This is a genomic window from Janthinobacterium sp. GW823-FHT03B06 (genome assembly GCF_058796955.1).
The window spans coordinates 403,007-427,025 of sequence record NZ_JBXAJE010000003.1 but is presented as its reverse complement, the minus strand read 5'-3'; the positions used below and the strand labels follow the sequence as shown (position 1 = coordinate 427,025).

The 24,019-nt window shown below is 64.7% G+C and carries 22 protein-coding genes; 10 read left to right on the top strand and 12 right to left on the bottom strand.

Annotated features, from left to right (window positions below; all coding sequences use genetic code 11):
* Positions 1-3: 3 nt before the first annotated feature.
* The 8 genes from gspL to AC1RBA_RS12900 all read left to right on the top strand — a co-directional run bounded on the left by gspL (position 4) and on the right by AC1RBA_RS12900 (position 10,349).
* On the top strand, positions 4-1,233 hold the full coding sequence (gene gspL, locus AC1RBA_RS12935; RefSeq protein WP_492418520.1) for a type II secretion system protein GspL: 1,230 nt from the start codon (positions 4-6) through the stop codon (positions 1,231-1,233).
* A complete protein-coding gene (locus AC1RBA_RS12930) occupies positions 1,230-1,778 on the top strand; it encodes a type II secretion system protein M (protein ID WP_492418518.1) in 549 nt (182 codons plus the stop codon). Before gspL ends, AC1RBA_RS12930 begins: the two co-directional genes overlap by 4 nt.
* On the top strand, positions 1,775-2,551 hold the full coding sequence (locus AC1RBA_RS12925) for a type II secretion system protein N (RefSeq protein WP_070313033.1): 777 nt from the start codon (positions 1,775-1,777) through the stop codon (positions 2,549-2,551). The genes AC1RBA_RS12930 and AC1RBA_RS12925 overlap by 4 nt, the downstream gene beginning before the upstream one ends.
* Entirely contained in the window at positions 2,548-4,779 is a 2,232-nt protein-coding gene (gspD, locus tag AC1RBA_RS12920; protein ID WP_492418516.1) for a type II secretion system secretin GspD, read from the top strand. The genes AC1RBA_RS12925 and gspD overlap by 4 nt, the downstream gene beginning before the upstream one ends.
* Before the next feature lie 10 nt (positions 4,780-4,789).
* On the top strand, positions 4,790-6,211 hold the full coding sequence (gene gspE / locus AC1RBA_RS12915; protein WP_492418514.1) for a type II secretion system ATPase GspE: 1,422 nt from the start codon (positions 4,790-4,792) through the stop codon (positions 6,209-6,211).
* A 10-nt stretch (positions 6,212-6,221) separates the two neighbouring features.
* Positions 6,222-7,442 (top strand): type II secretion system inner membrane protein GspF, encoded by a 1,221-nt coding sequence (gene gspF / locus AC1RBA_RS12910; RefSeq protein ID WP_492418512.1) that lies wholly within the window; start codon positions 6,222-6,224, stop codon positions 7,440-7,442.
* Between the two features lie 16 nt (positions 7,443-7,458).
* Positions 7,459-8,025: a type II secretion system protein N gene (locus tag AC1RBA_RS12905; RefSeq protein WP_492402381.1), complete on the top strand. Its 567-nt coding sequence runs from the start codon at positions 7,459-7,461 to the stop codon at positions 8,023-8,025.
* A 68-nt stretch (positions 8,026-8,093) separates the two neighbouring features.
* On the top strand, positions 8,094-10,349 hold the full coding sequence (locus tag AC1RBA_RS12900; protein ID WP_492418511.1) for a patatin-like phospholipase family protein: 2,256 nt from the start codon (positions 8,094-8,096) through the stop codon (positions 10,347-10,349).
* On the opposite strand, the gene AC1RBA_RS12895 is transcribed toward AC1RBA_RS12900, so the two are convergent.
* Complete coding sequence (locus AC1RBA_RS12895) at positions 10,322-11,107, bottom strand: helix-turn-helix domain-containing protein (protein ID WP_070313031.1); 786 nt, start codon at positions 11,105-11,107, stop codon at positions 10,322-10,324. The two genes, AC1RBA_RS12900 and AC1RBA_RS12895, sit on opposite strands and share 28 nt — an antisense overlap.
* A 168-nt stretch (positions 11,108-11,275) precedes the next feature.
* On the opposite strand from AC1RBA_RS12895, the gene AC1RBA_RS12890 reads away from it, so the two are divergent.
* Positions 11,276-11,890, top strand: a complete 615-nt coding sequence (locus AC1RBA_RS12890) for an outer membrane protein (RefSeq protein ID WP_070220860.1) — start codon at positions 11,276-11,278, stop codon at positions 11,888-11,890.
* Positions 11,891-11,956: 66 nt separating this feature from the next.
* On the opposite strand, the gene AC1RBA_RS12885 is transcribed toward AC1RBA_RS12890, so the two are convergent.
* From AC1RBA_RS12885 to AC1RBA_RS12850, 8 genes are all read right to left on the bottom strand, one after another.
* Positions 11,957-12,151, bottom strand: coding sequence for a hypothetical protein (locus AC1RBA_RS12885; RefSeq protein WP_230504127.1), 195 nt, complete (start codon positions 12,149-12,151; stop codon positions 11,957-11,959).
* Positions 12,152-12,165: 14 nt separating this feature from the next.
* On the bottom strand, positions 12,166-13,518 hold the full coding sequence (gene hslU / locus AC1RBA_RS12880) for an ATP-dependent protease ATPase subunit HslU (RefSeq protein WP_070220905.1): 1,353 nt from the start codon (positions 13,516-13,518) through the stop codon (positions 12,166-12,168).
* Between the two features lie 37 nt (positions 13,519-13,555).
* Positions 13,556-14,092, bottom strand: coding sequence for an ATP-dependent protease subunit HslV (gene hslV, locus AC1RBA_RS12875; RefSeq protein ID WP_010394217.1), 537 nt, complete (start codon positions 14,090-14,092; stop codon positions 13,556-13,558).
* 221 nt (positions 14,093-14,313) lie between these two features.
* The gene (dksA, locus tag AC1RBA_RS12870; protein ID WP_034753066.1) at positions 14,314-14,766 is read right to left on the bottom strand and encodes an RNA polymerase-binding protein DksA; all 453 of its coding nucleotides are present in this window, start codon (positions 14,764-14,766) and stop codon (positions 14,314-14,316) included.
* 481 nt (positions 14,767-15,247) lie between these two features.
* Entirely contained in the window at positions 15,248-16,354 is a 1,107-nt protein-coding gene (locus tag AC1RBA_RS12865; protein ID WP_121670877.1) for a CobW family GTP-binding protein, read from the bottom strand.
* 136 nt (positions 16,355-16,490) lie between these two features.
* The gene (locus AC1RBA_RS12860) at positions 16,491-17,438 is read right to left on the bottom strand and encodes a tyrosine recombinase XerC (RefSeq protein WP_070289489.1); all 948 of its coding nucleotides are present in this window, start codon (positions 17,436-17,438) and stop codon (positions 16,491-16,493) included.
* A gap of 7 nt (positions 17,439-17,445) precedes the next feature.
* The gene (locus AC1RBA_RS12855; RefSeq protein WP_070220852.1) at positions 17,446-18,123 is read right to left on the bottom strand and encodes a DUF484 family protein; all 678 of its coding nucleotides are present in this window, start codon (positions 18,121-18,123) and stop codon (positions 17,446-17,448) included.
* 163 nt (positions 18,124-18,286) lie between these two features.
* Complete coding sequence (locus AC1RBA_RS12850) at positions 18,287-19,375, bottom strand: porin (RefSeq protein WP_070220850.1); 1,089 nt, start codon at positions 19,373-19,375, stop codon at positions 18,287-18,289.
* Between the two features lie 416 nt (positions 19,376-19,791).
* On the opposite strand from AC1RBA_RS12850, the gene AC1RBA_RS12845 reads away from it, so the two are divergent.
* The gene (locus AC1RBA_RS12845) at positions 19,792-21,294 is read left to right on the top strand and encodes a tetratricopeptide repeat protein (RefSeq protein ID WP_492418507.1); all 1,503 of its coding nucleotides are present in this window, start codon (positions 19,792-19,794) and stop codon (positions 21,292-21,294) included.
* 24 nt (positions 21,295-21,318) lie between these two features.
* Here AC1RBA_RS12845 and dapF read toward each other — a convergent pair whose 3' ends face one another.
* Genes dapF through AC1RBA_RS12830 form a run of 3 tightly spaced genes read right to left on the bottom strand, consistent with a single transcriptional unit; the run spans position 21,319 to position 23,935 of the window.
* Positions 21,319-22,182 carry a diaminopimelate epimerase gene (gene dapF, locus AC1RBA_RS12840; RefSeq protein ID WP_070289493.1) on the bottom strand — a complete coding sequence of 288 codons (864 nt, stop codon included), beginning with the start codon at positions 22,180-22,182 and terminating at the stop codon, positions 21,319-21,321.
* 11 nt (positions 22,183-22,193) lie between these two features.
* Positions 22,194-23,069: an LpxL/LpxP family acyltransferase gene (locus AC1RBA_RS12835; protein WP_070289494.1), complete on the bottom strand. Its 876-nt coding sequence runs from the start codon at positions 23,067-23,069 to the stop codon at positions 22,194-22,196.
* Positions 23,066-23,935 (bottom strand): lysophospholipid acyltransferase family protein, encoded by an 870-nt coding sequence (locus tag AC1RBA_RS12830; RefSeq protein ID WP_121670881.1) that lies wholly within the window; start codon positions 23,933-23,935, stop codon positions 23,066-23,068. The genes AC1RBA_RS12835 and AC1RBA_RS12830 overlap by 4 nt, the downstream gene beginning before the upstream one ends.
* Between the last annotated feature and the right edge of the window lie 84 nt (positions 23,936-24,019).

The window sequence follows — 24,019 nt, the reverse complement described above, 5'->3', positions numbered from 1 at the left end:
ACTTTGACAATACTGTATATCCGTCACCCGGCCAAGGCGTCCACCGACAGCGCGCCCGCCTGCTCCTTCGTGCTGGCCGGCGACGGCGGCGCCTTGCTGCAGCAGGGCAGCGCGCCGCTGGGCAGCCTGGGCCAGCTGATCGCCGGCGCGAAGCAGGTGGTGCTGCTGCTGGCGGCGGCCGACGTGACCCTGCTGCGCCTGAAAACCCCGCCGCTGGCCGGCGCCCGTCTGCGCGCGGCCTTGCCGGGACTGGTGGAAGAACACATCCTCGGCGACGCCCAGGATTGCCTGCTGGCCGCCGGCGTGCCCGACGCGTCCGGCATGCGCACGGTGGCCGTGGCGCAGCGCGCCTGGGCCGAGGTACTCGTGAAAGCCTTGCTGGCGCAGGGCGCGCGCAAGGTGGCGCTGCTGCCTTCGCAGCTGTGCCTGCCCTTGCAGCCGGGCAGCGTGACGGCATCCTTGCACGCGGCCGGCGACGGCCTGGAACTGGCCTTGCGCCAGGCGCCGCAAGAGGGCCTGGGCCTGGTCTTGCCGGCCCAGCCGCAGCAGGCGCTGCTGACGACGCGCGCGTTTGCCGGCGACGTGCCCCTGACGGTCTATGTGGCGCAGGCCGAGTTGGCGCAGTATCAACAGCTGGCCGCCGACATGGATGGCGTGACGGTGGAATCCGACCACTGGGCGCACTGGATCGCCGGCGCCAGGGGCGCGGGACTGGACCTGGCGCCTGCGCTGGGCACGGCGACGGGATCGGCCACCGAGTGGCGGCGCTGGCGCTGGCCGCTGCGCTTGGCGCTGCTGGCCGTGGTCGTCAACCTGGCCGGCATGAATATCGAATGGATGCGCTTGAAGCGCGAGGCCGCCACCGTGCGCACCTCGATGCAGCAAACCTTCAAGGCCGCGTATCCGAACGAAGCGCCCGTGTATGGGCTGGAAGCGGAGCAGATGCGGCGCAATATCGCCGCCGCCCGCCTGCAAAGCGGGCAGGCAAGCATGGATGACTTCACCAGCATGAGCGCGGCCCTGGGCGAGGCGCTGGGCGGCCTGGCCGGACGCGGCGTGGTGGCCTCGCTGGAATACCGCGAGCGCAGCCTGATCGTCAAGCTGAAGCCGGACATGGTCGACGCCAGCGCCCAGGCGCAGGTGCGCGACGGTCTGGCCGCGCGCAAGCTGGCCTTGAATGAAACGGCGCCTGGCGTGTGGAAAATCACGCCGGTCACGGGAGCAAAAGCATGAGTGCAGCAGTGAACAAGGCGCGCGCCGCGTGGATGGGGCGGCAGCAGGCCGTGCAGGCCTTCTGGGCCGAGCGCACGCAGCAGGAGCGCAAGCTCTTGAGCATCGGCGGCGTGGTGGCGGGGCTGACCCTCGTCTACGCCGTGTTTTTCGAGCCGGCCTGGACGGGCCGCATCGCCTTGCAAAAGAGCTTGCCCGAGCTGCGCCAGAACGCGGCCCAGCTGCAGGCGCTGGCGCGTGAAGCGGGCGAGCTGGCGCGCCAGGCGCCCGTGCAGGTGGCACCCATGAGCCGCGAAAGCCTCGACGCCTCGCTCAAGGCGCGCGGTCTGGCGCCGCAATCGCTGTCGCTGACGGGAGAGTATGCGCGCGTGCAGTTGAACGGCGTGCCGTTCGCCAGCGTCATGCTGTGGCTGGACGGCTTGCGCCGCGAAGGCCGCATCGCCGTGCAGGAAGCGAAGATCACGGCGCAGACGGTGCAGGACAAGGCGGTGGCTGGCCTGGTCGACGCCAGCCTGACCCTGCACCAGAGCCCGGGCGCGGCACGATGATGCGCCTGCTTGGCTGGCTGCTGGCCATCATCGTCAGCGTCTGCGTCACCCTGCTGGTGTTTTTCCCGGCCAGCTGGGTCGCTGGCATCGTGGAAAAGCAGACGGGCGGACGTTTGACCTTGGGCGACGCGCAAGGTACCCTGTGGCGCGGCTCGGCCTTTATCGGCGGGGCGGCCAGTGCGAACGGCGCCGTGACGCCCCTGCTGCCGGGGCGTTTCAGCTGGCGCATTTCTCCCTCGGTGCTGTGGGGATCGGCGGACGTGGAACTGCAAAACCCGCAGGCGCTGTCGCAGCCGGTGAACCTGCGCGGCTCGTGGTCGCACTGGCAAGTCAGCCCGGCAGCCCTGCTGCTGCCGGCCGATGGCCTCGGCGGTCTCGGTGCGCCGTTAAATACCGTGGCGCCGACGGGCAGCATGCGCCTGTCGTGGAGCACCTTGCAGCTGGCCCTGGAGCAGCGGCAGTTTTCCGCCATCGGCCGTACCACCCTGCAGATGACGGACATGGCCTCGCGCCTGTCGTCCTTGCGTCCGCTGGGCAGCTACGAGCTCGATTTCGATTGGCAGGGGCAGCAGGCGACGTTGACCTTGCGCTCCATCAAGGGACCGCTGCTGCTTGACGGCAGCGGCAGCCTGCAACAGGGGCGCATGCAGTTTTCCGGCCAGGCCCAGGCCGCAGCAGGATATGAAGAGACCTTGGCGAGTTTGTTGAATTTGCTGGGACAGCGCCGTAGCAATAGCGAAAAAAACATCATCGCCTTAGAGTTCAGACAATGAAAAAACCATCCGTGAGCCCAATTACCTCCTCCTTCTCGCTGCGCCGCCTGTCGGCCGCCGCCTTGCTGTGCTGTTCCGTGGCCGGCATGCCAGCGCCCGTCTGGGCCGCGCCCGGCGATGAGGCGGCGCTCAATTTCGTCGGCGCCGACATCGAATCGGTGATCAAGGCGGTGGGCCATTACACCAACATCAATTTCGTCATCGACCCGCGCGTCAAGGGCACGATCACCCTGGTGTCGGAAAAATCGATCAGCAAATCGCAAGCCTTCGGGCTGCTGGCTTCCGCGCTGCGCCTGCAGGGCTACGCGGTGGTCTCCGGCGACGGCTATGCGAAGGTTGTGCCCGAAGCGGACGCCAAGCTGCAATCGGTGCCGACCCAGGTGGGCAACGGCAGCAGCCAGGTGAAGGGCGACCAGATCGCTACCCAGGTGTTTTACCTGAACTACGAATCGTCGGCCAACCTGCTGGCCGTGCTGCGCCCCCTGATTTCGCCGAACAACACGATCAACGCCAACCCGGGCAACAACTCGCTGGTGATCACCGATTACGCCGATAACCTCAAGCGCCTGGCGAAGATCATCGCCGCGCTCGACGTGCCCGCCTCGACGGACCTGGACGTGATCCCCGTGCGCTATGCCATCGCATCCGACCTGGCCTCGATGGTGAACAAACTGATGGAAGGCGGAAATGCGGGCGCCGCCGCAGGAGCAGACGCGGGCAAGGTCTCCGTGCTGGCCGACCCGCGCACCAATTCGCTGGTGCTGCGCGCGCCGTCGGCGGCGCGCGCCAACCTGGCCAAGTCGCTGATCTCGAAGCTGGACCAGCCCACCACGCAGCTGGGCAATGTGCACGTGGTGTACCTGAAAAATGCGGACGCCACCAAGCTGGCGCAGACCCTGCGCTCGGTGGTGACGTCGGACGGCACGGCCGCCACGGCGCAGCAGGGCGTCGGCAACCAGAATGCGAACAACCAGATCAGCCAGAACAACAGCGGCATGAACAGCACTGGCCTGGGCGGCAATACGCAAAGCGGCACCACGGGCGGTGCATCGCTGAGCAACGGGCCGCAGCAGCTGTCGTCGGGCGGGGCGGCCGGTTTCATCCAGGCCGACGCTTCTACCAACACCCTGATCCTGACCTGCAACGAAGCCGTCTACCGCAATCTGCGCGCCGTGATCGACCAGCTCGACGTGCGCCGCGCCCAGGTCTACATCGAGGCGCTGATCGTCGAAGTGACGTCGGCCAAGGCGTCCGAATTCGGCGTGCAGTGGCTGGGGCTTTCCGGCGACAGCACCAGCAACTACCGCGTGGGCGCGCTGCAGTCGTTCGCCAGCGGCACCACCAACAACATCGGCGCCATCGCCACGGGCGGCGGCAAGGTCTTGCCGACGGGCGGCCTGACCCTGGGCATCTTCAAACAGATCAACGGCGCGCTGGGCCTGGGCGCCGTGGCGCATGCGCTGGAATCGGACGGCAACGCCAACATCCTGTCGACGCCGAACCTGATCACCCTGGACAACGAGCTGGCGACCATCAAGGTGGGCCAGAACGTGCCTATCCTGACGGGCCAGTACACGAGCACGGCCGGCACCAACACGAATCCGTTCCAGACCATCGACCGCAAGGAAGTGGGCCTGACCCTGAAGGTGCGTCCGCAGATTTCCGAAGGCGGCACGATCAAGCTGGGCATCTATCACGAGACGTCGAGCGTGGACAAATCCACGGCGTCGGCCGTCAGCGGCATCACCATCAACAACCGCGTGATCGAAAACAATGTGCTGGCCGACGATGGCCAGATCATCGTGCTCGGCGGCCTGATCGAGGACAGCACGGGCGACAATGCCGAGAAGGTGCGCGGCCTGGGCGACATTCCCGTGCTGGGCAACCTGTTCAAGTACCAGACGCGCGAGCGCAAGAAAACCAATCTGATGATCTTCCTGCGCCCCGTCATCGTGCGCAACAAGGAGCAGAGCGGCAGCCTGGCGGCCGACCGCTACGATTACATGCGCTCGGCCGAGACGGCCGCCGTGCCGGCCACGGGCAACCTGATGCTGAAAGACCTCGGTACGCCTGTGCTGCCGGCCCTGCAGGATGGCCAGCCCGTGGGCGGCAACATGGTGACGCGCCCCGTGCCGCCGGCACCGACGCCGCCGCCAGGCGCACCGGCCAATGCCGCTACGCCGCCGCAGCCGCTGCTGCAGCAGTATCAGCAACAGCAGCAGAAGTGATGGGGCAGTCATGAGCAATCTGCTTCCCTACGCCTACGCGCGCGATTTCGGCTTGCTGGCGCGGCCCGGCGCGCAGGACGGCGCCCCCGTCGAGGTACTGGTGGCCGCATCGACGGCGCCGGCGGCGATTGCCGAAGTGTCGCGCCGTTTCGGCCAGATTCAATTGACGGTGCTGCCGCGCGGCGAGCTCGATGCGGCCATTGCCGGCGCCTACGCGGGCGGCGGCGGCGATGCGTCGCAGATGGCCGATGAATTCGACGCCGACCTCGATCTCACCAAGCTGCTGCAGGACGTGCCGGCCATCGAGGACTTGCTCGAATCGTCCGACGACGCGCCCGTCATCCGCATGATCAACGCGCTGCTCACGCAGGCGCTGCGCGAAGGCGCGTCCGACATCCATATCGAGCCGTTCGAGCAAACGTCCGTCGTGCGCTTCCGCATCGACGGCAGCCTGCGCGACGTGGTGCGTCCGCGCAAAGCCATCCACGGCTCGCTGATCTCGCGCATCAAGATCATGGCGCAGCTCGACATCGCGGAAAAACGCCTGCCGCAGGACGGCCGCATCACCCTGCGCGTGGGCGGCAAACCCGTCGACGTGCGCGTCTCGACCCTGCCCACGGGGCATGGCGAACGGGCCGTATTGCGCTTGCTGGACAAGGAAGCGGGCCGCCTCGACCTGCAGCACCTGGGCATGAGCGCGCCCATGCTGGCGCAGTTCGATGGCCTGATCACGCAGCCGCACGGCATCGTGCTCGTCACCGGTCCCACCGGCTCGGGCAAGACGACGACCTTGTATGCGGCGCTGTCGATGCTCAACGCCACGACGACGAATATCCTGACGGTGGAAGACCCGATCGAGTACGACCTGGCCGGCGTGGGCCAGACGCAAGTCAATCCGCGCATCGACATGACCTTTGCCAAGGCGCTGCGGGCGATTTTGCGGCAAGATCCCGATGTGATCATGATCGGCGAGATCCGCGACCTGGAAACGGCGCAGATCGCCGTGCAGGCGTCGCTGACGGGCCATCTGGTGCTGGCGACCCTGCATACGAATGACGCCTCGGCGGCCGTCACGCGCTTGCTCGACATGGGCATCGAGCCGTTCCTGCTGTCGTCGTCCCTGCTGGGCGTGCTGGCGCAGCGCCTGGTGCGCAAGCTGTGCGGTTCGTGCAAGACCTTCGATGGGCAGTACTGGCAGGCGGTCGGCTGCGAGCAGTGCGGCCAGACGGGCTACCAGGGGCGCGTCGGCGTGTACGAGCTGCTGCGCACGACGGAGCAGATCCGCGCGCAGATCCACAACCGCGCGTCGGAGGCGGAAGTGCGCACGGTGGCCCTGCAGGACGGCATGACGAGCATGCGCGACGACGGCGAACGCTGGCTGCGCGACGGCACCACCACGCAAGCCGAGTTGCTGCGCGTGACCAAAGACTAGGCCCGCCACCATGCCCGCATTCCGCTATGAAGCCGTCGACGCCCAGGGCGCCACCCGCAAGGGTGTGCTCAATGCCGACAGTCCCCGTTCCGCGCGCGCCGAGCTGCGCGTGCAAGGCCTGGTGCCGCTGGCCGTCGAACCGATCGCCGCGCAGGTCGACGCCGCCGGCGTGACAAAACGGCGCGGCTTCGGCGAGCGCCTGTCGAGCACCGAGCTGGCCCTGTTTACGCGCCAGCTGGCCAGTTTGCTGGAAGCGGGCCTGCCGCTGGAGCAGGCGTTTTCCGCCTTGCTGGAGCAGGCCGAGCGGCCCTACCTGCGCGACCTGATCGCCTCGATCCGTTCGGAAGTGATCGGCGGCGCCGCGTTTTCCGACGTGCTGGCGCGCCATCCGCGCGATTTCGCCGAGATTTACCGGGCGCTGGTGGCGTCGGGCGAACAGATCGGCCATTTGTCGCGCGTGCTCTCGCGCCTGGCCGACTACATCGAGCGGCGCAATGCGCTGGTGCAGAAGGTCAAGCTGGCATTCACGTATCCGGCCATCGTCACGGTGGTGGCGTTTTCCATCGTGATTTTCCTGCTCACCTATGTGGTGCCGCAGATCGTCTCCGTGTTCGCCAATACCAAGCAAAAGCTGCCCATGCTGACCGTGATCATGCTGGCGCTGTCGGACTTCGTGCGCAACTACGGCATCGTCGTGGCCATTGCGCTCGCCGGCGCCTGGTTCGCCTGGCGCCGCGCGCTGCAGCAGCCGGCATTGAAACGGCGCTGGCATACCTGGCTGCTGACGGCGCCTTTGTACGGCAAGTTCGAACGCAGCCTGAATACGGCGCGCTTTGCCAGCACCCTGGCCATTACCACGGGTTCCGGCGTGCCTATCTTGCGCGCGCTCGACACCAGCCGCGACACCTTGACCAACGTGGCGATGCAGGAACTGGTGAGCGATGCCAGCGGCGCCGTGCGCGAAGGCGTGAGCCTGGCGCGCGCGCTGTCGGCGCAAAAGCATTTTCCGCCCATGCTGATCCACATGATACGCGCGGGCGAAATCACGGGCGAGCTGCCGGCCATGCTGGAACGCGCGGCCAGCGCGCAGGAGCAGGACCTGGAGCGCCGCACGCTGACCATCGCGGGCCTGCTGGAGCCGGCCCTGATCCTGGCCATGGGCGTGGTGGTGCTGCTGATCGTGCTGGCCGTGCTGATGCCGATTATCGAAATCAATCAGCTCGTCAGATAAGAAAACCAAGGAAGCCATGAAGCGTTTGCCTCAATTTACAAGTTTGCTCGCCGTCGTGGCGCTGTCCGTGTCGCTGGCCTACTGGGCCATGCAGCTGTTCAAGGCGCCGCAGCGCCCCATCAATCCACCGGCCATACCGGTGGTGCAGGATGCCAGCGTGGAGGCGGGCGCCTCGCTGTTCGGCGGCCAGGTCAGCGTGGCCACGGCCAGCAATTATCAGCTCAAGGGCGTGGTCGCCGCCGGCAATGGCCGCGGCAGCGTGGCCATCATCTCGACCGATGGTAAGCCCTCCGTCGCCTTGCCGGAAGGCGCCGAGGTGGTGCCCGGCGTGACGGTGCTGGAAGTGCATGCGCGCCACGTGCTGCTGCGCGATGGCGGCGTAAGCAAACGCATCGACCTGGTGGCCGACGACAAGGCGCTGGCCTTGCCGGGGCCAGTGTCCGCCACCCCCGCGCCGGCACCGGCCCCCGCGCCGGCAACGAACCTGGTGCCGCCGCCGCTGCCGATGGAACAGCAGCGTCCGGCGACCGTGATGCCGGCGCCGCCGCAGGTGACGACCAGTACGCCGCCGCCGTCGAATTAACGCCAATTAACGCTGTTCTTATCGTATTTTGCCGATGGCGCCATGCCGCCGTCGCGACAGGAGTCTTCATGTTCTCGATCCGTGCCGTCCTGGCGGGCTGCGTGGCGGCGCTGTGCGTCTTGCCGCAAGCCGGCGCCGCCGCTGACGTTCCCGCCGCCGCTTCCTCCGCTCCCGCACTGGCCGTTTCTGCGCCGGCGCCGGCGCGTCCGCGCATCGCCCTCGTGCTGTCGGGCGGCGGCGCGCGCGGCCTTGCGCATATCGGCGTATTGAAAGTGCTGCAGGAGCTGCACGTGCCGATCGACATGGTGGTGGGCACCAGCATGGGCGGCGTGGTGGGCGGGGCGTATGCGTCCGGCGCTTCCGTGGCGGACCTGGAAAAGATGGCGCGCGAGACCAACTGGGCGCGCGTGGTGGCCGACCGGCCGCCGCGCGACGAACTGGCGTTCCGCCGCCGGGAGGAAGATTTATTGCTGCCGTCGCGCATCGAGTTCGGCACCAGCCGCAACGGCATTTCCACGCCGCCGGCGGCGGCCAGCAATGCGGCGCTGGAAATGGCCTTGAACCGGCTGCTGCCGGCCGGCATGCGCGACCGTCCCGCCAGCCAGCTGCCGCTGCCTTTCCGCTCGGTGGCGTCGGACCTGGTCAATGGCGAGCTGGTGGAGCTGGTCGATACGCCCCTGTTCCTGTCGATGCGCGCCTCGCTGGCCGTGCCGGGCGTGTTTGCTCCCGTGCGCGTGAACAACCGCCTGGTGGTCGACGGAGGCCTGGTGCGCAACCTGCCCGTCGACATGGCGCGCGCCATGGGCGCCGACATCATCATCGCCGTCAACGTGGGCACGCCGCTGGCGCCGGAAAAAGAGCTGGGCAGCGCCATCGGCGTGGCGCAGCAGATGCTGCAGATCCTCACGGAGCAGAACGTGCAGCGCTCGCTCAAGGAGCTGCAGCCGCAGGACATCCTGGTGGCGCCCGACCTGACGGGCGTCAGTTTCCTCGACTTTGAAAACTATGCGCGCGCCATGCGCGCCGGCGAACAGGCGGCGCAGGCACTGGCCGCCCGCCTGGCGCCGCTGGCGCTGTCGCCGGAACAGTATGCGGCGCGCGAGCAGCTGCGCCTGGCGGCGCCGGCCCTGCTGGACGTGGCCTTGCCGCTCACGCGCCTGGCCGTGGAAAGCGAAGGCGATATCAATCCGCGCATCCTGCAGGCGCAATCGGGCCTGGTGGAAGGGCAGGCCGTCAGCCAGGAAGATGTGCTCAAGGCGGCGGCCAGGCTGTATGGCCGCGGTGACGTGGCGCGCGTGGAGACGGAAGTGGTCGACGCAGGCGAGCAGCGCGCCGTCACCATCAAGGCGGTCGAAGCGCCGTGGGCCAGCAGCCGCTTGCGCGTGGGTCTGGAAATGGCCAGCGATTTCAGGGACAGCAATACCTTTGCCCTGAAGCTGCTGCATGTGCGCTCGAACTTGAACAGCTGGGGCGGCGAATTGCGCAGCATGGTGCAGATCGGCACGGCGCGCAATTTCGGGGTGCAGTACTGGCAGCCGCTCGGCGCCGGCAACCCGTGGTATATCGCGCCATCGTTCCAGTACACCTCCCAGGCGGTCGACCTGTTCGACAAGGGACGGCGCAATGCGCGCGTCGCCTACAGCGGCCAGGGCGCCAGCCTGGTGCTGGGGCGCCAGTTCGGTTTCTGGGGCGATCTGCAGTTCGGCGTCACGCGCAGCGAAGTCAAGGCGGACGTCAGCATCCCCGCCGACCCGACCTACCCCAAGGAGCGGGCGCTGGGCACCAACCAGTTCGTCCAGTTCCGCGTCGATACGCTCGATTCGCCCGGTTTCCCCACGCGCGGCGTGCTGTTCGACGCCACCTGGACGCGCTCCGCGACCACCGGTACGGGCGAGTCGGGCCTGGGGCGCTCCGCCATCACGGGCCTGAAGGCCTTTGGCAGCGGCAACTGGGCCGGCCATGTGTATGGCGAATGGGCGCGCGCGCAACGGGGCGAGGCGCCGCTCAGCCTGGGCGGCTTCCTGCGCCTGTCCGGCACGCAGTTCGAGTCGGTGACGGGGCGCAGCGTGGCCCTGGCGCGCTTCGTGATGGCGCGCCGCATCGGTTCCCTGCCCAGCACCCTGGGTGGCGCCGTGCGGGCCGGCTTTTCGCTGGAAATGGGCGGCGGCTTCGATCAGAGCGAGCGCTGGAAAGCCACCAAGTTCACGCAGGCCAGCAGCGCCTTCATCTCGGTCGATACGCGCTTCGGTCCCGTGTACGTGGCCTCGGGCGCATCGAAGGGCGGCGAGAGCACGCTTTACCTGTTCCTGGGACCGGTCTGGTAAGGCGCCGCCGGGGCGGCGGACGCCGAGCTGCGGCGCAGGGCCGTGAAGGCGGCAAATTCCCATGAGCGAAAGCCCAGCAGCAGGGTAAAGCCGTCGCGTTCCTGCGGCGGCAGGCGGCGGTCGTTCTGATGCAGGCGCGCCAGTTCCTCGGCCAGCTGGCGGATCTTCTGTACCAGCTCCTGCGCGCTCGACAGCGACAGGCGCGCCGGGATGCACATCAGGGTCTCGCCGGCGCCGTCAAAATGCCCGCTGAAATAATCGGCCACCACGTGTTCGCGGAAGTACTGTTGCACCGGGCCGTCGGCCAGCCAGTGGAAGGCGTTCGAGACGCGCAGGCTGTAGCGGTTCAGCGGTTTGAGTTCGATCAAGCCCAGGCGGTCCAGTTCGGCCAGGCAGCCGATGCATTCGGCCTGCGTCAGCGCATACGTTTCCACCACCTGCTCCAGGCTCCAGTGGCCGAGGCAGCAGATCGCCACCAGCAGCAGACGCGGATGCGCCACCAGCGACTTTTCCTGCACCAGGGTGAGCGTGTCGGCATGCGGCGTGATGTCGGCCGCGCCGCGCAGCACGTCTTCCATGGCGATGCCCGATGCCTTGCAGATCAGGGCCAGGCGCGACAGCGACATGTCGTGCTGGCCAAACATGCGCTTGACGCTCGACTCGCTCATGCCGATGCGTTCGGCCAATACCTTGTACGTGATGCCGGCGGCGCGCAGTTGGGTGCGCAGCACGCGCAAAACCAGTTCAGGTGAACTCACGGAATATCCTTTTTGATAAGTTTGGTAGCGGGTGGCGGTACCGAATGTAGCCCTTAATGGAACTTTGCACAAGGTGATAGTACTTTTCGGCAAAAGCGATGACACTCCCGCTTGTGGCTCGCGCAGCGCGCTACAACCAGGCAATCCATCCACTTGTAGAGGTTATCCATGTTCCCATCTTTCCGTTTCCCCGCAGCGCTGCTGGCGCTGGCCGCCATCGCTCCCTTGCACGCCGCCGCCGCCGAACCGGCGCCGGGTCCCTTCTATGCGGGCGCCAGCTACGGCTTTCGCGCCAGTACAGGCCTCGATTGCATCGCCGGACAAAGCGATTGCGACAAAAGCAGCAAGCGCAATGGCAAGGCCTACCTGGGTTACAGTTTCGACGCGTTGCCGTTTCAGGGCGGCGTGGCCCTGCCTTCGGTTGAGCTGGTGGGGTACATGGGCGGCGAGGTCAAGTCCGGCTTCGATACGGACGCCGGCAAGCGCGCTGGCCGCGGCAAGTTCACGGGCCTCGGCATCCAGGGCGTGCTCGGCTACCAGTTCGACGCCTTTACCCTGAGCGGGCGCGCCGGCGCGGCGTACACGCAGGGCAAGGTCGATTATCTGGGCGGCGGTTCGGACAAGAAGGACAAGATCGGCCTGACTTACGGCATCGGCGCGGCGTATGCGCTGAACCAGAACTGGTCGCTGCACCTCGACTGGGACCGCGTGCCGGTCAAATACAGCAGCAAGCAAACGACCAAGGTCGACATGTTTTCGCTGGGCGCGTCCTACCGTTTCTAAGGGGATGATGCTGCGGCAGAGAGTGGCCTGATGGCGGACGCCCCAACGGGGGTGTCCGCGGGCGGCCTATTTGTCCGTCTCGACTTTCAACAGCAATTTCGCCAGCAGGCGTTTTTCCTGCTGGCGCTGGCCGGACACGGTCTTTACGTGCGCCCCGGCGGTGCGCTGCAGGGCGGCCGTGGCGACGGGGTTGCGCGGTTTTTGCGAGGCTTCGACGCGGAACTGCATTTTCTGCCGCGTCGCCAAGGCCTTGTTTGCCATCGGTCCCTCCTTGATTACAGCACGTAGCGCGACAGGTCCTCGTTGACCGACAGCGCTTCCAGGCGTTCGTTGACGTAGGCGGCATCGATCACCAGCAGGTTTTCCGTACTGCTGCTGCCTTCGCTGGCCGTAAACGACACTTCTTCCAGCAGCTTTTCCATCACCGTGTGCAGCCGGCGCGCGCCGATGTTTTCCGTGCGCTCGTTGACCGAATAGGCGATCTCCGCCAGGCGCGTGATGCCTTCCGGCGCGAATTGCAGTTTCAGGTTTTCCGTCGCCAGCAAGGCTTCGTACTGCATCGTCAGGCAGGCGTCAGTGCTCGTCAGAATGCGCTCGAAGTCCGCAATCGACAGCGATTCCAGCTCCACGCGGATGGGGAAGCGCCCCTGCAGCTCGGGAATCAGGTCCGACGGCTTCGACAAATGGAAGGCGCCCGAGGCGATGAACAGGATGTGGTCCGTGCGGATCATGCCATATTTCGTGTTGACGGTCGTGCCCTCGACCAGCGGCAGCAGGTCGCGCTGCACGCCGGCGCGCGAGACGTCGGCGCCGCCCGATTCCGAACGCGAGGCGATCTTGTCGATTTCGTCCAAAAACACGATGCCGTTCTGCTCGACGTTCTGGATGGCCTTCTGTTTCAGCTCATCTTCGTTGAGCAGCTTGGCCGCCTCTTCCTCGACCAGCAATTTGAGCGCTTCCTTGATCTTGACCTTGCGCGCCTTCTTGCGCTGCCCGCCCACACCCGAAAACATGGACTTGATCTGCTCCGTCATTTCTTCCATGCCCGGCGGCGCCATGATTTCCATCTGCGGACCCGCCTCGGCCAGCTCGATCTCGATTTCCTTGTCATCGAGCTCGCCCTGGCGCAGGCGCTTGCGGAAGGTCTGGCGCGTGCTGTCGCCGCTGCCCGTGTCCACGGCCGCTGCTGTATTCGGCGTGAAGCCGAAGTCGCGCGCCGGCGGCACGAGAATGTCGATCACGCGGTCTTCGGCCGCATCTTCGGCGCGCGCGCGCACTTTCTTCATTTCCAGCGCGCGCGTCTGCTTGATGCCGATGTCGATCAGGTCGCGGATGATGGTGTCGACGTCGCGGCCCACATAACCGACTTCCGTAAATTTGGTCGCTTCGATCTTGATGAAGGGCGCCTCGGCCAGCTTGGCCAGGCGGCGCGCGATTTCCGTCTTGCCGACGCCCGTGGGGCCGATCATGAGGATATTCTTGGGCGTGATTTCATGGCGCAGAGGCTCGGCCACCTGCTGGCGGCGCCAGCGGTTGCGCAGGGCGATGGCGACGGCGCGCTTGGCCTTGGCCTGGCCCACCACGTGCTTGTCGAGTTCCGTGACGATTTCCGACGGGGTCATGTTCATGATCATAGTTGGCTTTCTATTCTTTGCTCGCGGACGCTTAGTCGAGCGTCTCGATGATGTGTGACATATTCGTATAAATGCACAGCTCGGCGGCGATGGTCAGCGATTTCTTGACCACCTCGGCCGGCGACAAATCCGTGTTTTCCTGCAGCGCCTTGGCGGCGGATTGGGCGTAGGTGCCGCCCGAGCCGATGGCGCCGATGCCGTCTTCCGGTTCCAGCACGTCGCCATTGCCCGTGATGACCAGGGTCGACTCGCTGTCGGCCACCAGCAGCATCGCTTCCAGGCGGCGCAGCACGCGGTCGGTGCGCCAGTCCTTGGCCAGCTCGACAGAGGCGCGTAGCAAATTGCCCTGGTGTTTTTCCAGCTTGCCTTCAAATCGGTCGAGCAGGGTAAAAGCGTCGGCGGTGCCGCCGGCAAAGCCGACCAGGACCTTGCCCTGATACAACTTACGCACTTTGCGGGCCGTGCCCTTCATGACGATGTTGCCGAGCGTTACCTGGCCGTCGCCACCCAGGGCGACTTGCTTGCCGCGCCGGACGCAGAGGATGGTGGTGCCGTGAAATTGTTCCATAGTGACCTCAAAAGATTCGTGCCGATGCGTGCAAGGCCATGCGATTGCGCGCCCATGGTTCAAACGTGGGGATGGAAAAGGCAATTGCAAGCGGCATGTGCCGCTGTCGTGCTTGCTTCAGTGTAGTCGGCGCGGGACGAAAAAAAAGCACGCAACCGGAGTCGTGTGCTTTTTATCGCCAGCGCGGGACCGCTTGGGCGGCCGCGCAAGGGGAGGGGTGATCAGTCGCCGTACAGCTTTTGCTTCAGTTCGCGCCGTTGCTGGGCTTCCAGCGACAGGGTGGCGGTCGGACGGGCGATCAGGCGCGGGATGCCGATAGGCTCGCCCGTTTCTTCGCACCAGCCATAGTCGCCGGCATCGATGCTGGCGATCGATTGCTGTACTTTCTTCAGCAATTTGCGTTCGCGGTCGCGCGTGCGCAGTTCCAGCGCATGCTCTTCCTCGATGGTGGCGCGGTCGGCAGGGTCCGGTACGAGCACGGTTTCACGCAAGTGTTCCGTGGTTTCGCCGGCGTTTTTCAGCAGGTCTTTTTCGAGCTGCTGCAGGCGCGCCTTGAAGAATGCCAGTTGTGCCGGATTCATGTAGTCATCTTCGCTCATGGCGCGAATTTGGTCTTCGCTGATGAGGGGGATGTCTTGGTTGGCGGCCGGGGTCGATTTATTAGTTTTGGTCATAACTTCGCTTACCTTCGATACGACAGAGTTTTCAAATTGATCAGTTGACGCGGCGATACCGAGCAACTGTACAGGTTCCGCTTGGCATTGCTGTCCCGCTGTACTGCGTGCGACCTTGGCTTGCCGGCGAAAGCCAGGACTACCGGCCGGCCATGGTGCCATGTTGATAACTTTTTACCGCTCTATGCCTGTCGCGCTCTGTGCGCGACAACGGGCGTGTTGGGTGGATCGCTTGCATGCCTGGCATGCGGCCAGCGGCAGTTTGCCAGCATTTCATGACAGGCTAACGACATGGGCCGTTTTCGTCGCTGATTTTGGCACGCTTTGCCTTATATTGCCATCCCGATTTGTTGACTAGCCGATCAGGGACGGCTACTTGTTGGTTTATGCCAGCAAGATGGGTGTCGGGCAGCGGGAAAGCGTGCTTAACTTTCCCTTTTGTTTCTGCTTTGCAAAGGATACTTTGCAAAACCCGGCTAGTTTATACCAAACATTGTTCGAGTCCGCGAATAAAAATGTCTTTTGGTAGATTTTTGCCAATAAAGACCATTTTGCTGCCACGCACTTCGTGTTCGCCCCATTTGGCGCCCAGGTCGCTGCCCATCAGCTGGTGCACGCCCTGGAAGACCACCTTGCGTTCAGCGCCCTGCATCAGCAGCACGCCCTTGTAGCGCAGCATGCGCGGTCCATACACTTGCACCAGGCCGCCGAGGAACTCGTCGAGCTTGGCGCTGTCGAACGGTTGCGTGCTCTTGAAAACAAAGGCGGCGATGTCGTCGCTGTGTTGCGCATGGTGGTGGTCGGCATGACCGCAATCGGTGGCGCAGGCGTCGCTGTGCTCATGCGCGTGCTCATGGCCGTGCTCATTGCCGTGTTCATGTGCGTGCTCGTGGTCGTGCGCATGGTCGTGATCGTGGACGTGCGCCGTCTCTGTCTCCAGGAAATCCGGGTCCAGCTCCAGTTTTTCATTCAGGTTGAAACCGCGGATGTCGAGCACTTCGGCCAGCGGCGCGCGGCCGAAATCGACCTTGGCGATGGGCGCGCGGGGATTGATGCGTTTCAAACGGCGCGTCAGGGCGGCCACGTCGTCTTCACTGACGAGGTCGGTTTTCGACAGCAGCAGCTTGTCGGCAAAGCCCACTTGCCGCTGGGCTTCCTCGTATTCATCGAGTTGCTTCATCGCATGACGCGCATCGACCACCGTGATGATGGCGTCGAGCATGTAGTGGCTGCCCACTTCTTCGTCGACAAAGAAGGTCTGCGCCACGGGGCCGGGATTGGCCAGGCCCGTCGTTTCGATGACGACGCGGTCGAACGCCAGCAGTCCGGCGTCGCGCTTGCGCGCCAGTTCCGTCAAGCCCACGATCAGGTCGCCACGCACGGTGCAGCAGATGCAGCCGTTGTTCATCTCGATGATGTGCTCGTTGCTGTCCTGCACCAGGATGTCATTGTCGATGTTTTCCTGGCCAAACTCGTTTTCGATCACGGCGATGCGCATGCCATGGTCTTCCTGCAGTATGCGGTTGAGCAAGGTGGTTTTGCCTGCGCCCAGGAAGCCGGTGAGGATGGTGGTTGGAATCAGTGCCATGAAGGATGCCTATGCTGTAATCGGTGGTGCCGCCGCGCAAGCGGAAGAATGCGGACGATTATGCCGGAATTTTGCAAAAGCTTGCAAATACGCGCCGATCCGCTTGATATGGATCAGGCTGGCCAACGAGCGCGGCCTACTTGACCTTGGCGCGCGGGTGCGCCTGGTCGTATACGTGCGCCAGGTGCTGGAAATCGAGGGCCGTGTAGACCTGGGTCGAGGTGATGCTGGAATGGCCCAGCATTTCCTGCACGGCGCGCAAGTCGCCCGACGATTGCAGCACATGCGAAGCGAACGAGTGGCGCAGCACATGCGGGTGCACATTCGCGGGAATGTCGGTCGCCAACGCGTGCGCCTTCAGGCGCAGCTGCAGTACACGCGGCGAGATGCGCGTGCCGCGCGTGCTGAGAAACAATGCAGCGCTGCCATCGGCCGCTGGCGGGCGCACGGCCAGCCAGGCCGTCAGGGCCACGAGGGCCGCCTTGCCGACGGGCACCTTGCGCATCTTGTTGCCCTTGCCTGTGACGATGACTTCGAAGCTGGCCATGTCGAGCCAGCCCAGCGAAGACTCCCGGCCGTTCTCGGCCTTGCAGTAATGGGTGTCCAGGCTGGTCAGTTCGGACACGCGCAAGCCGCTCGAATACAGCAGCTCGAACATGGCGCGGTTGCACAGTTGCTCCGGCTCGGCAGCGCCTTGCTGGTGTTGCGCGGGCGCCACGAGGCGCACGGCGTCGTCCACCGACAGGGCTTTCGGTAACGTTTTGGCCCGCTTGGGCGCGCGGATGCCGTCGACGGGATTGGCGTCGAGCGCCGTTTCACCGCTGAGCCAGTTGTAAAAGCCGCGCCACGACGACAGCTTGCGGGCGATCGAGCGCGGGTCCAGGCCGCCGGCATGCAGCTTGGCCGTGTAGCGGCGCACTTCGTTGTGCGCCAGCGCCGTCCACGGCGTATTGCCGCTCAGTTCCAGCAAGGCGCGCAAGTCGCGCCCGTAAGCGTCCAGGGTATGCGGCGACAGCTTGCGCTGCGTGGCCAGCTGCGCCAGGTAGGCATCGAGCCACTCGGCCTTGCCGCGCGCCGCATGCATGGCTGATTCAGGCCGGCGAGCCGGCGCGCAGCGCGGCCAGGGCGGCGCCGGCTGTGGCGCCGATATGCACGAGGAAATCCGTGCCCATGCTGGAGGTAAACCGTTCGCTGTCTGGCGAGCCCAGCACCAGCAAACCGAAGGTGCCCGTGGTGTTCGGGGCGCGCAGGGCGATCATGACGGTCGATTCGATCTTGTCCGCCTGCAGCCAGTGCACGGCTTCGAAATCGCGGTTGCTGCCGCAGTACGGTGTTTGCAGGCTGTTGGCGAACATGCGCACATCGGCCGTCACATCTTCCGTGAACCAGCCGTCGGCGTGTTCCGGCAGCACTTGCCACAGGCGCAGGCTGACGTAGGGCACGTCGAAATTGCTTTGCAAGGCATCGACCAGCACGCGCGGCATGTCCGCATCGTTGCGCACTTGCAGCATGGCCTGGTTCCAGCCGTGGAACTTGCTGGCGATATCGCCATTTTCCTCGGCCAGGCGGCTCAGCTTGGACATGCGCAGTTCGAGCGCCTTGTACTTGTCGCGCATCACTTCCATCTGCCGCTCCTGCAGCGAGATGGTGCGTCCCGTCAGCGGGCTGCTCAGCTTGACCTCGCCGAGCAGCGCGGTATGCTCTTCGAAGAACGTCGGATGCTCGCTCAGGTACTGGGCGACGGTGCTGGAATCGAGTGTGGCGGTCATTGATAGTGTCAGAAGAGAGAAGGATGAACACTTGATTCTAACCGAGAGTGCGCCGCAATATGGAGCAAAAGCGCGCGCCCATGAAAAAAGCGGCATGGTTGCCCATGCCGCCTTGCTCCGTCTGGCGAGTCACGTCACCCGTCGCGGGAGACGCGCGATGCCATTAGAAGTTGTGATGTACGCCGATGCCGACGTAGTTGACGCTTTTCGCAACGTTGTAGTTGATGCTGTCAGCAACAGCGGCTTTTTTGTTCGAGATATCTGCATAGACGTAGGTGCGCTTCGACAGATTGTAGTCATAGCCCAGCGATGCTTGCTTGGTTTTGACGACGCCATCGGGCGTTTTCTGGCCATAGCCGGCGCGGATCTTGCCTGGGCCTACGTCGTAGTTGGCGCCCAGTACCCACGATTTGGTGCCGGTATTGATGATTTTGAAGTCATCATCTTTCTGGTGCTGGATCGACAGCATGACTTTCAGCTCAGGAATAGGATTGACCGAGGCAGCAACCGACCACAGCTTGGCTTGCAAGCCATTGCGCTCGTAGGCAGCCATGGCAGCAAATCCAGTCGAGGTGTACGTTGCGGAGATCGAGTACGGGGTCGACGTCGGCGCCACGTTGGCTGCCACGGCACGGTTGCCCGAAGCAAATGTTACCGAGTTGCCCGGCGCGCGCGCTGGCACTGCGCTGTTGTTATTAGCTTCCTTGGCAGCAACTGTGGCGTTGAGCTGGAAGCCATTGAACACTGGCGTGTTGTAGAACACGGCGTTCGAGAAGCGGTTACGCGAGTTGCCTGGTGCGCTCAGCGGATCGCTGGTGTAGCCGGCGACGGTCAGGTCGGTCTGAAAACCGGCTGGCGTAGGCATGCCCGACCATGGTTCGAACGAGGTGCTCACTTCCTGGTATGCGGTCAGGCCACGGCCCAGGCGTACGGTACCGAAGTCGCCTTGCAGGCCGACGCGGCTTTGACCCTGGAACAGCGGACGCGAATTGGCGCCCGACGTGTTTTCTACGGTGCCGGTGTCGGATTCATAGCGAATTTCCAGTTGGAAAATAGCTTTCAAGCCATTGCCCAGATCTTCCGTACCCTTGAAGCCCAGTTTGTTGTTGTCGCGCTTCGTGACAGCGGTGGTCGAACCAGTCGCTTTGCCCAGGCCTGCATCGATCGTGCCGTAGATTTGGACGGACGACTGCGCTTGTGCGGTTGCGGCAAAGGCGCCGAAGAGTGCGAGGGCAACGAGTGATTTTTTCATGTCTTCTTCCCTATTTAAAAGTGAGTTCCGTCCGAGATCCGAGCAGATTGAAATGCGCTGACTGTCGCGTTTCGATGAATGAACCTTAATTCGTCGGCGCGCAAGACGCGCGGGATTGGTCAAATATGCGTGAAAAGATTGGTGAAAAGCGGCATAACTGCATGCCCCTGTTGTATTTTTGTAACGCGCGATTTCTGCCAGTCCTGCGCCGATGGACAAGGTTCTCCCATCGCCACCGTAGCGGCGCCTTGCAATCTTGGCATGTCCAGGCCGAGGGATTGTTGCGTTGAATCAAGTTCTTGCGGTCGCTTTGGCGGATTTACGACACAAGGACGTTACACTAAGGGACGGCCTGCACTGATGGGCCTGGAGACGACTCACTATTATTAGAATCATTGACTCAATATCGAGAATCGATGGCAAATCGCGAAACATTAGGATTGATCAAGGGGGCACGTGCTGGCGACGTGGCTTGCCAACTGGCGTTGGGACGGGTGTATCTGTTTGGACACGGTGTGCCGCAAAGCTTGCCGACGGCCTTGCACTGGCTGGCGCGGGCGGCCCAGGAAGATAGCGAGGAAGCGTGCCGGCTGATTGGCACCCACGTGCCTTTCGAAGTGGCGCAACCGGCAGCCAAGGCGCTGATTCCGTATTACGCGCAAGCGTTCGATGCGGGCCTGGTGCAGGCGGGCCTGGTACTGGCGCAACTGGTGCTGGGCAACGCCGCCAGTCACTGTGAAGCTTTGCGCGCCAAGGCGCGCGTGGCGCTGGACGCTGCCGTACGCGCCGGCTTGCCCGATGCGCAATGGTTGTTGTCGCTACAAGAAAAATCATCGGCAACACCGGGGCCGGCCACCAGCGTGGCTGGCGAGCTGGCCTTCGATGGCGACGCGCCGCTGCACGCCTGGCTGGAGCAGGCTTGGCGCCAGGGCAACCATGCGGGTTTTCTGTCGCAAGGCTTGCCGCTGGCGCGCGAGCTGCTGCAGCGTCAGGCCGCCGCCGGGGCGCGCACGATCGCCCTCGGCGCGCAGCAGGTGCTGTTGCTGTCGCGTTGCGCCCAGGCATTGGCGCCAGGCGGCGATGCCGAGGGCTGGCAGTGCTGCGAGCTGGCCGCGCATGGCGGCGACCGCACGGCGCAGCTGGAGCTGGGACTCGGCTATGCGCGCATGGATGCGCACGGCCAGCGCCTGGCCACGCGCAACGGCGCCGCCAATTTCAAGCGTGCCGTGCGCTGGCTGACGCAGGCGGGCGAGCAGGGACTGGCCGAAGCCTGGTTCGTGCTGTCGCGCATCTATACGAAACCGGAATTTTCCCAGCGCAATGTCGTCGAAGCGCATTTCTGCCTGGAGCGCGCGGCCGACCTGGGGCATGGGCCGGCGCAGCTCGAGTGCGGCATGCATGCCTGGCGTAACCGCCGCGACGGCGTCAACAACGATGTGCGCGCCGCGTATTGGCTGCTGCAGGCGCAGGCGCAAGGCAGCCGTGAAGCGGAGGCGGCGCTGGCGAAAATCGCGCCTCGAGGCGAGCCCGGCGACTGGGGCCAGTGCGCCGCCATGCACGCCGACGGGCATGGGCGCCAGCTGGGCCAGAACCACCCCCTGCTGGCGGCGCGCCTGGAACTGGCGCGCTGCTTTCATCTGTCGCGTGCCGAGGCCTTGCTGCTCGACATCCACGCGGCCGACCAGGGCCATTGTCTGTTGATCGATATCAGCGCCACGCATGGCCGTGGCAAGCGGCGCCTCGTGCTGATCCGCACGGCGCAGGAGCGCCAGCTGCTCGATCAGGTAGTGCGCCTGTTCGAGCGCGTCGATTGCGGCGTGGCGGGGCCGGAAGGCAATTACCGGCAGCGCCTGTATCGCTTGAAGTGCTATCTGGCGGAACTCGATGTGGTACAGGAACAGCAGTTCCTGGCCGCCTGACTTTTACTTCTGACCTTCACCCGTCTACAGCTCGATCGTGCCCTCGAACACGGTCACTGCCGGGCCCGTCATCAGGACGGGCTGGCCGGGGCCTTGCCAGGCGATCGACAGTTCGCCGCCGCGCGCGCTGATGCGCACGGGGGAATCGAGCAGGCCGCGACGGATGCCGGCCACGGCAGCGGCGCAGGCGCCCGTGCCGCATGCGAGGGTTTCTCCCGCGCCCCGCTCGAACACGCGCAGTTTCACGTGCTGGCGGTCGACGATCTGCATGTAGCCGGCGTTGACCCGGCGGGGAAAGCGCGGGTGGTGCTCGATCAGCGGGCCCGTCACTTCCAGGTCTTGCGCATCAACATCGTCGACCACTTGCACGGCATGCGGATTGCCCATCGAGACGACGGATACCAGCACGGAAGCTGCGTGGCCCGGCAAGGCCAGGTCCAGCGGCCATAAGGTGTCGTTGCCTTGCGCTACACCGGCGAGGCCGGCCGCATCGAACGGTACCAGCTGTGGCTCGAGCACGGGCGCGCCCATGTCGACCGTGATGCTGCCGTCGAGTTCCAGGCGCGGCGCGATGACGCCGGCCATGGTTTCCACGCGGATGCTGGCCTTGCTGGACAAGCCTTTTTCGCTGACGAACTTGACGAAGGCGCGCGCGCCGTTGCCGCACTGTTCCACTTCGCCGCCATCGTTGTTATAGATGCGGTAGCGGAAGTCGCAGCCGGGCAGGCGCGGCTTTTCCACCACGAGGATCTGGTCGGCGCCGATGCCGAAACGGCGGTCGGCCAGGCGCTGCCATTGGGCCGGCGTGAAGTCGATGTCCTGATTGATGGCGTCGATGACGATGAAGTCATTGCCCGCGCCGTGCATCTTGGTAAAGTGGAGTTTCATGTTCTGCCGTATCACTTGTGCTGGTTATAGAACGAGGCTTCGCCTTCCGGACGCGTCTTGAAGCGTTTGTGCGTCCAGAAATACTCGGCCGGCGCTTCGCGCACGCGCTCTTCGATGAATTCGTTCATGCGGCGCGTGGCGGCCGTGATGTCGTCGCCCGGATAATCGTCCCAGGCCGGGTAATAGGTCACTTGCCAGCCCTGGTAATTGGGTAAAAAAGTGGCGATGACGGGAATCACCTGCGCCTTGGCGGCCAGCGCCAGGCGCGCCGTGGCCGTCAGGGTGGCGGCCGGTACGCCGAAGAAGGGCACGAATTCCGCATCCTTCTCGCCGAAGTCCATGTCCGGCAGCATGAAATACGGCAAGCCGTCGCGCAGCGCGCGCAAAATCGTCTTGATGCCGTCCTGGCGCGTAAACAGCTTGGGCGGCTTGAAGCGCGAACGGCCGTTGCGCAAGGCCTGGTCGAAGGCGGCGTTTTTTTGCTGCACGTACATTGACGAAGCGGAAATTTCCATGGCCGTGGCGGCACCGGCCACGTCGAGGCAGACGAAGTGCGGGCACAGCAAGATGGTGGGCTTGGCAGCGATCTGCTGGCCCGGGAAGGCGGGTACCTTTTTGATCAGGCGGTTCAATCGCGCTTCCGATGACCACCACAGGATGCTGCGTTCCCACACGCTGCGCGAATAGGCCTGGAAATGCTGGCGCGCCAGCGCCACGCGCTGGGCTTCTGTCAGTTCCGGCATGCACAGGCGCAGATTCGTCAGGGCGATGTCGCGCCGTTTCGGCATGGCGATGAACAGCACGCTGCCGACGGCCACGCCGAAGCGGCCGAGGATGGGCAGAGGCAGCCAGTGCAGCAGCCACATGAAGGCGATCAGCAGTCTCATGCCTGCTCCCCGGTGGCAGCGGTCGTGGCAGGCGTGGGCGGCGGCGCGCCGCGCGGCACTTTATAGCGGTTGTAGCTCCACAGGTATTGCGCCGGGCTGCGCGCGATCAATTGCTCCATGGCCGCATTGATGGTGCGCGCCTGTTCGGCCGAGCTGCTGTCGAGCGACTCGGTAAACGGCACGAAATGCACGACATAGCCGCGCCCGCCCGGCAGGCGTTCCGCGTAGGTGATGATGACTTCGGCGCCGCCCATCTGCGCCAGCTTGGCGGGCAGGGTCATGGTGTAGGCAGGGCGGCCGAAGAAATCGGCCCACACGCCTTCACCTTCCTGCGGCACCTGGTCGGGCAGCAGGCCGATCGGTTGTCCCTTTTTCAGGCATTTGGCGAAGATGCGCACGCCCGACATGTTCGCCGGCGCCAGCATCAGGTTTTCGCGCGCGCGCGCCCCTTCGATCAGCGGTTTCAGGGCGGCGCGCTTGGGCGGGCGGTACATCACGGTGAGCGGCGTGCGCAGCGCGATCTGTTGGGCGACGATTTCAAAGCAGCCCAGGTGTGGTGTCAGGAAGACAATGCCGCGGCCATGCTGCAGCGCTTTTTCCACCAGTTCCCAGTTTTCCACCGTCGCATGGCGCGCCACGCGCTCGGCGGGGGCGCACCAGATGAAGGGCAGTTCCAGCACGCTCTTGCCCGCTTCGGCCACGGCCGTGTGCAAGTGTTGCGAAAACCCCGCACCTTGCATGTTCTCGCGCATGCGGCGGCGGTAGGACGGGGAAATGGCGTAAATCACCCAGCCCAGCACAGCGCCAAGGCCATGCAGGACGGGCAGGGGAAAGACGGACAAGAAGCGGAAAATTGGGACTAACATGTATAAGCTGTTTCCAGGAATGGCGTGTTGCCGTGCCAAAATTTTTTAAGAAGCGTAAAATACCACGTATGCAGTAACCGCTGA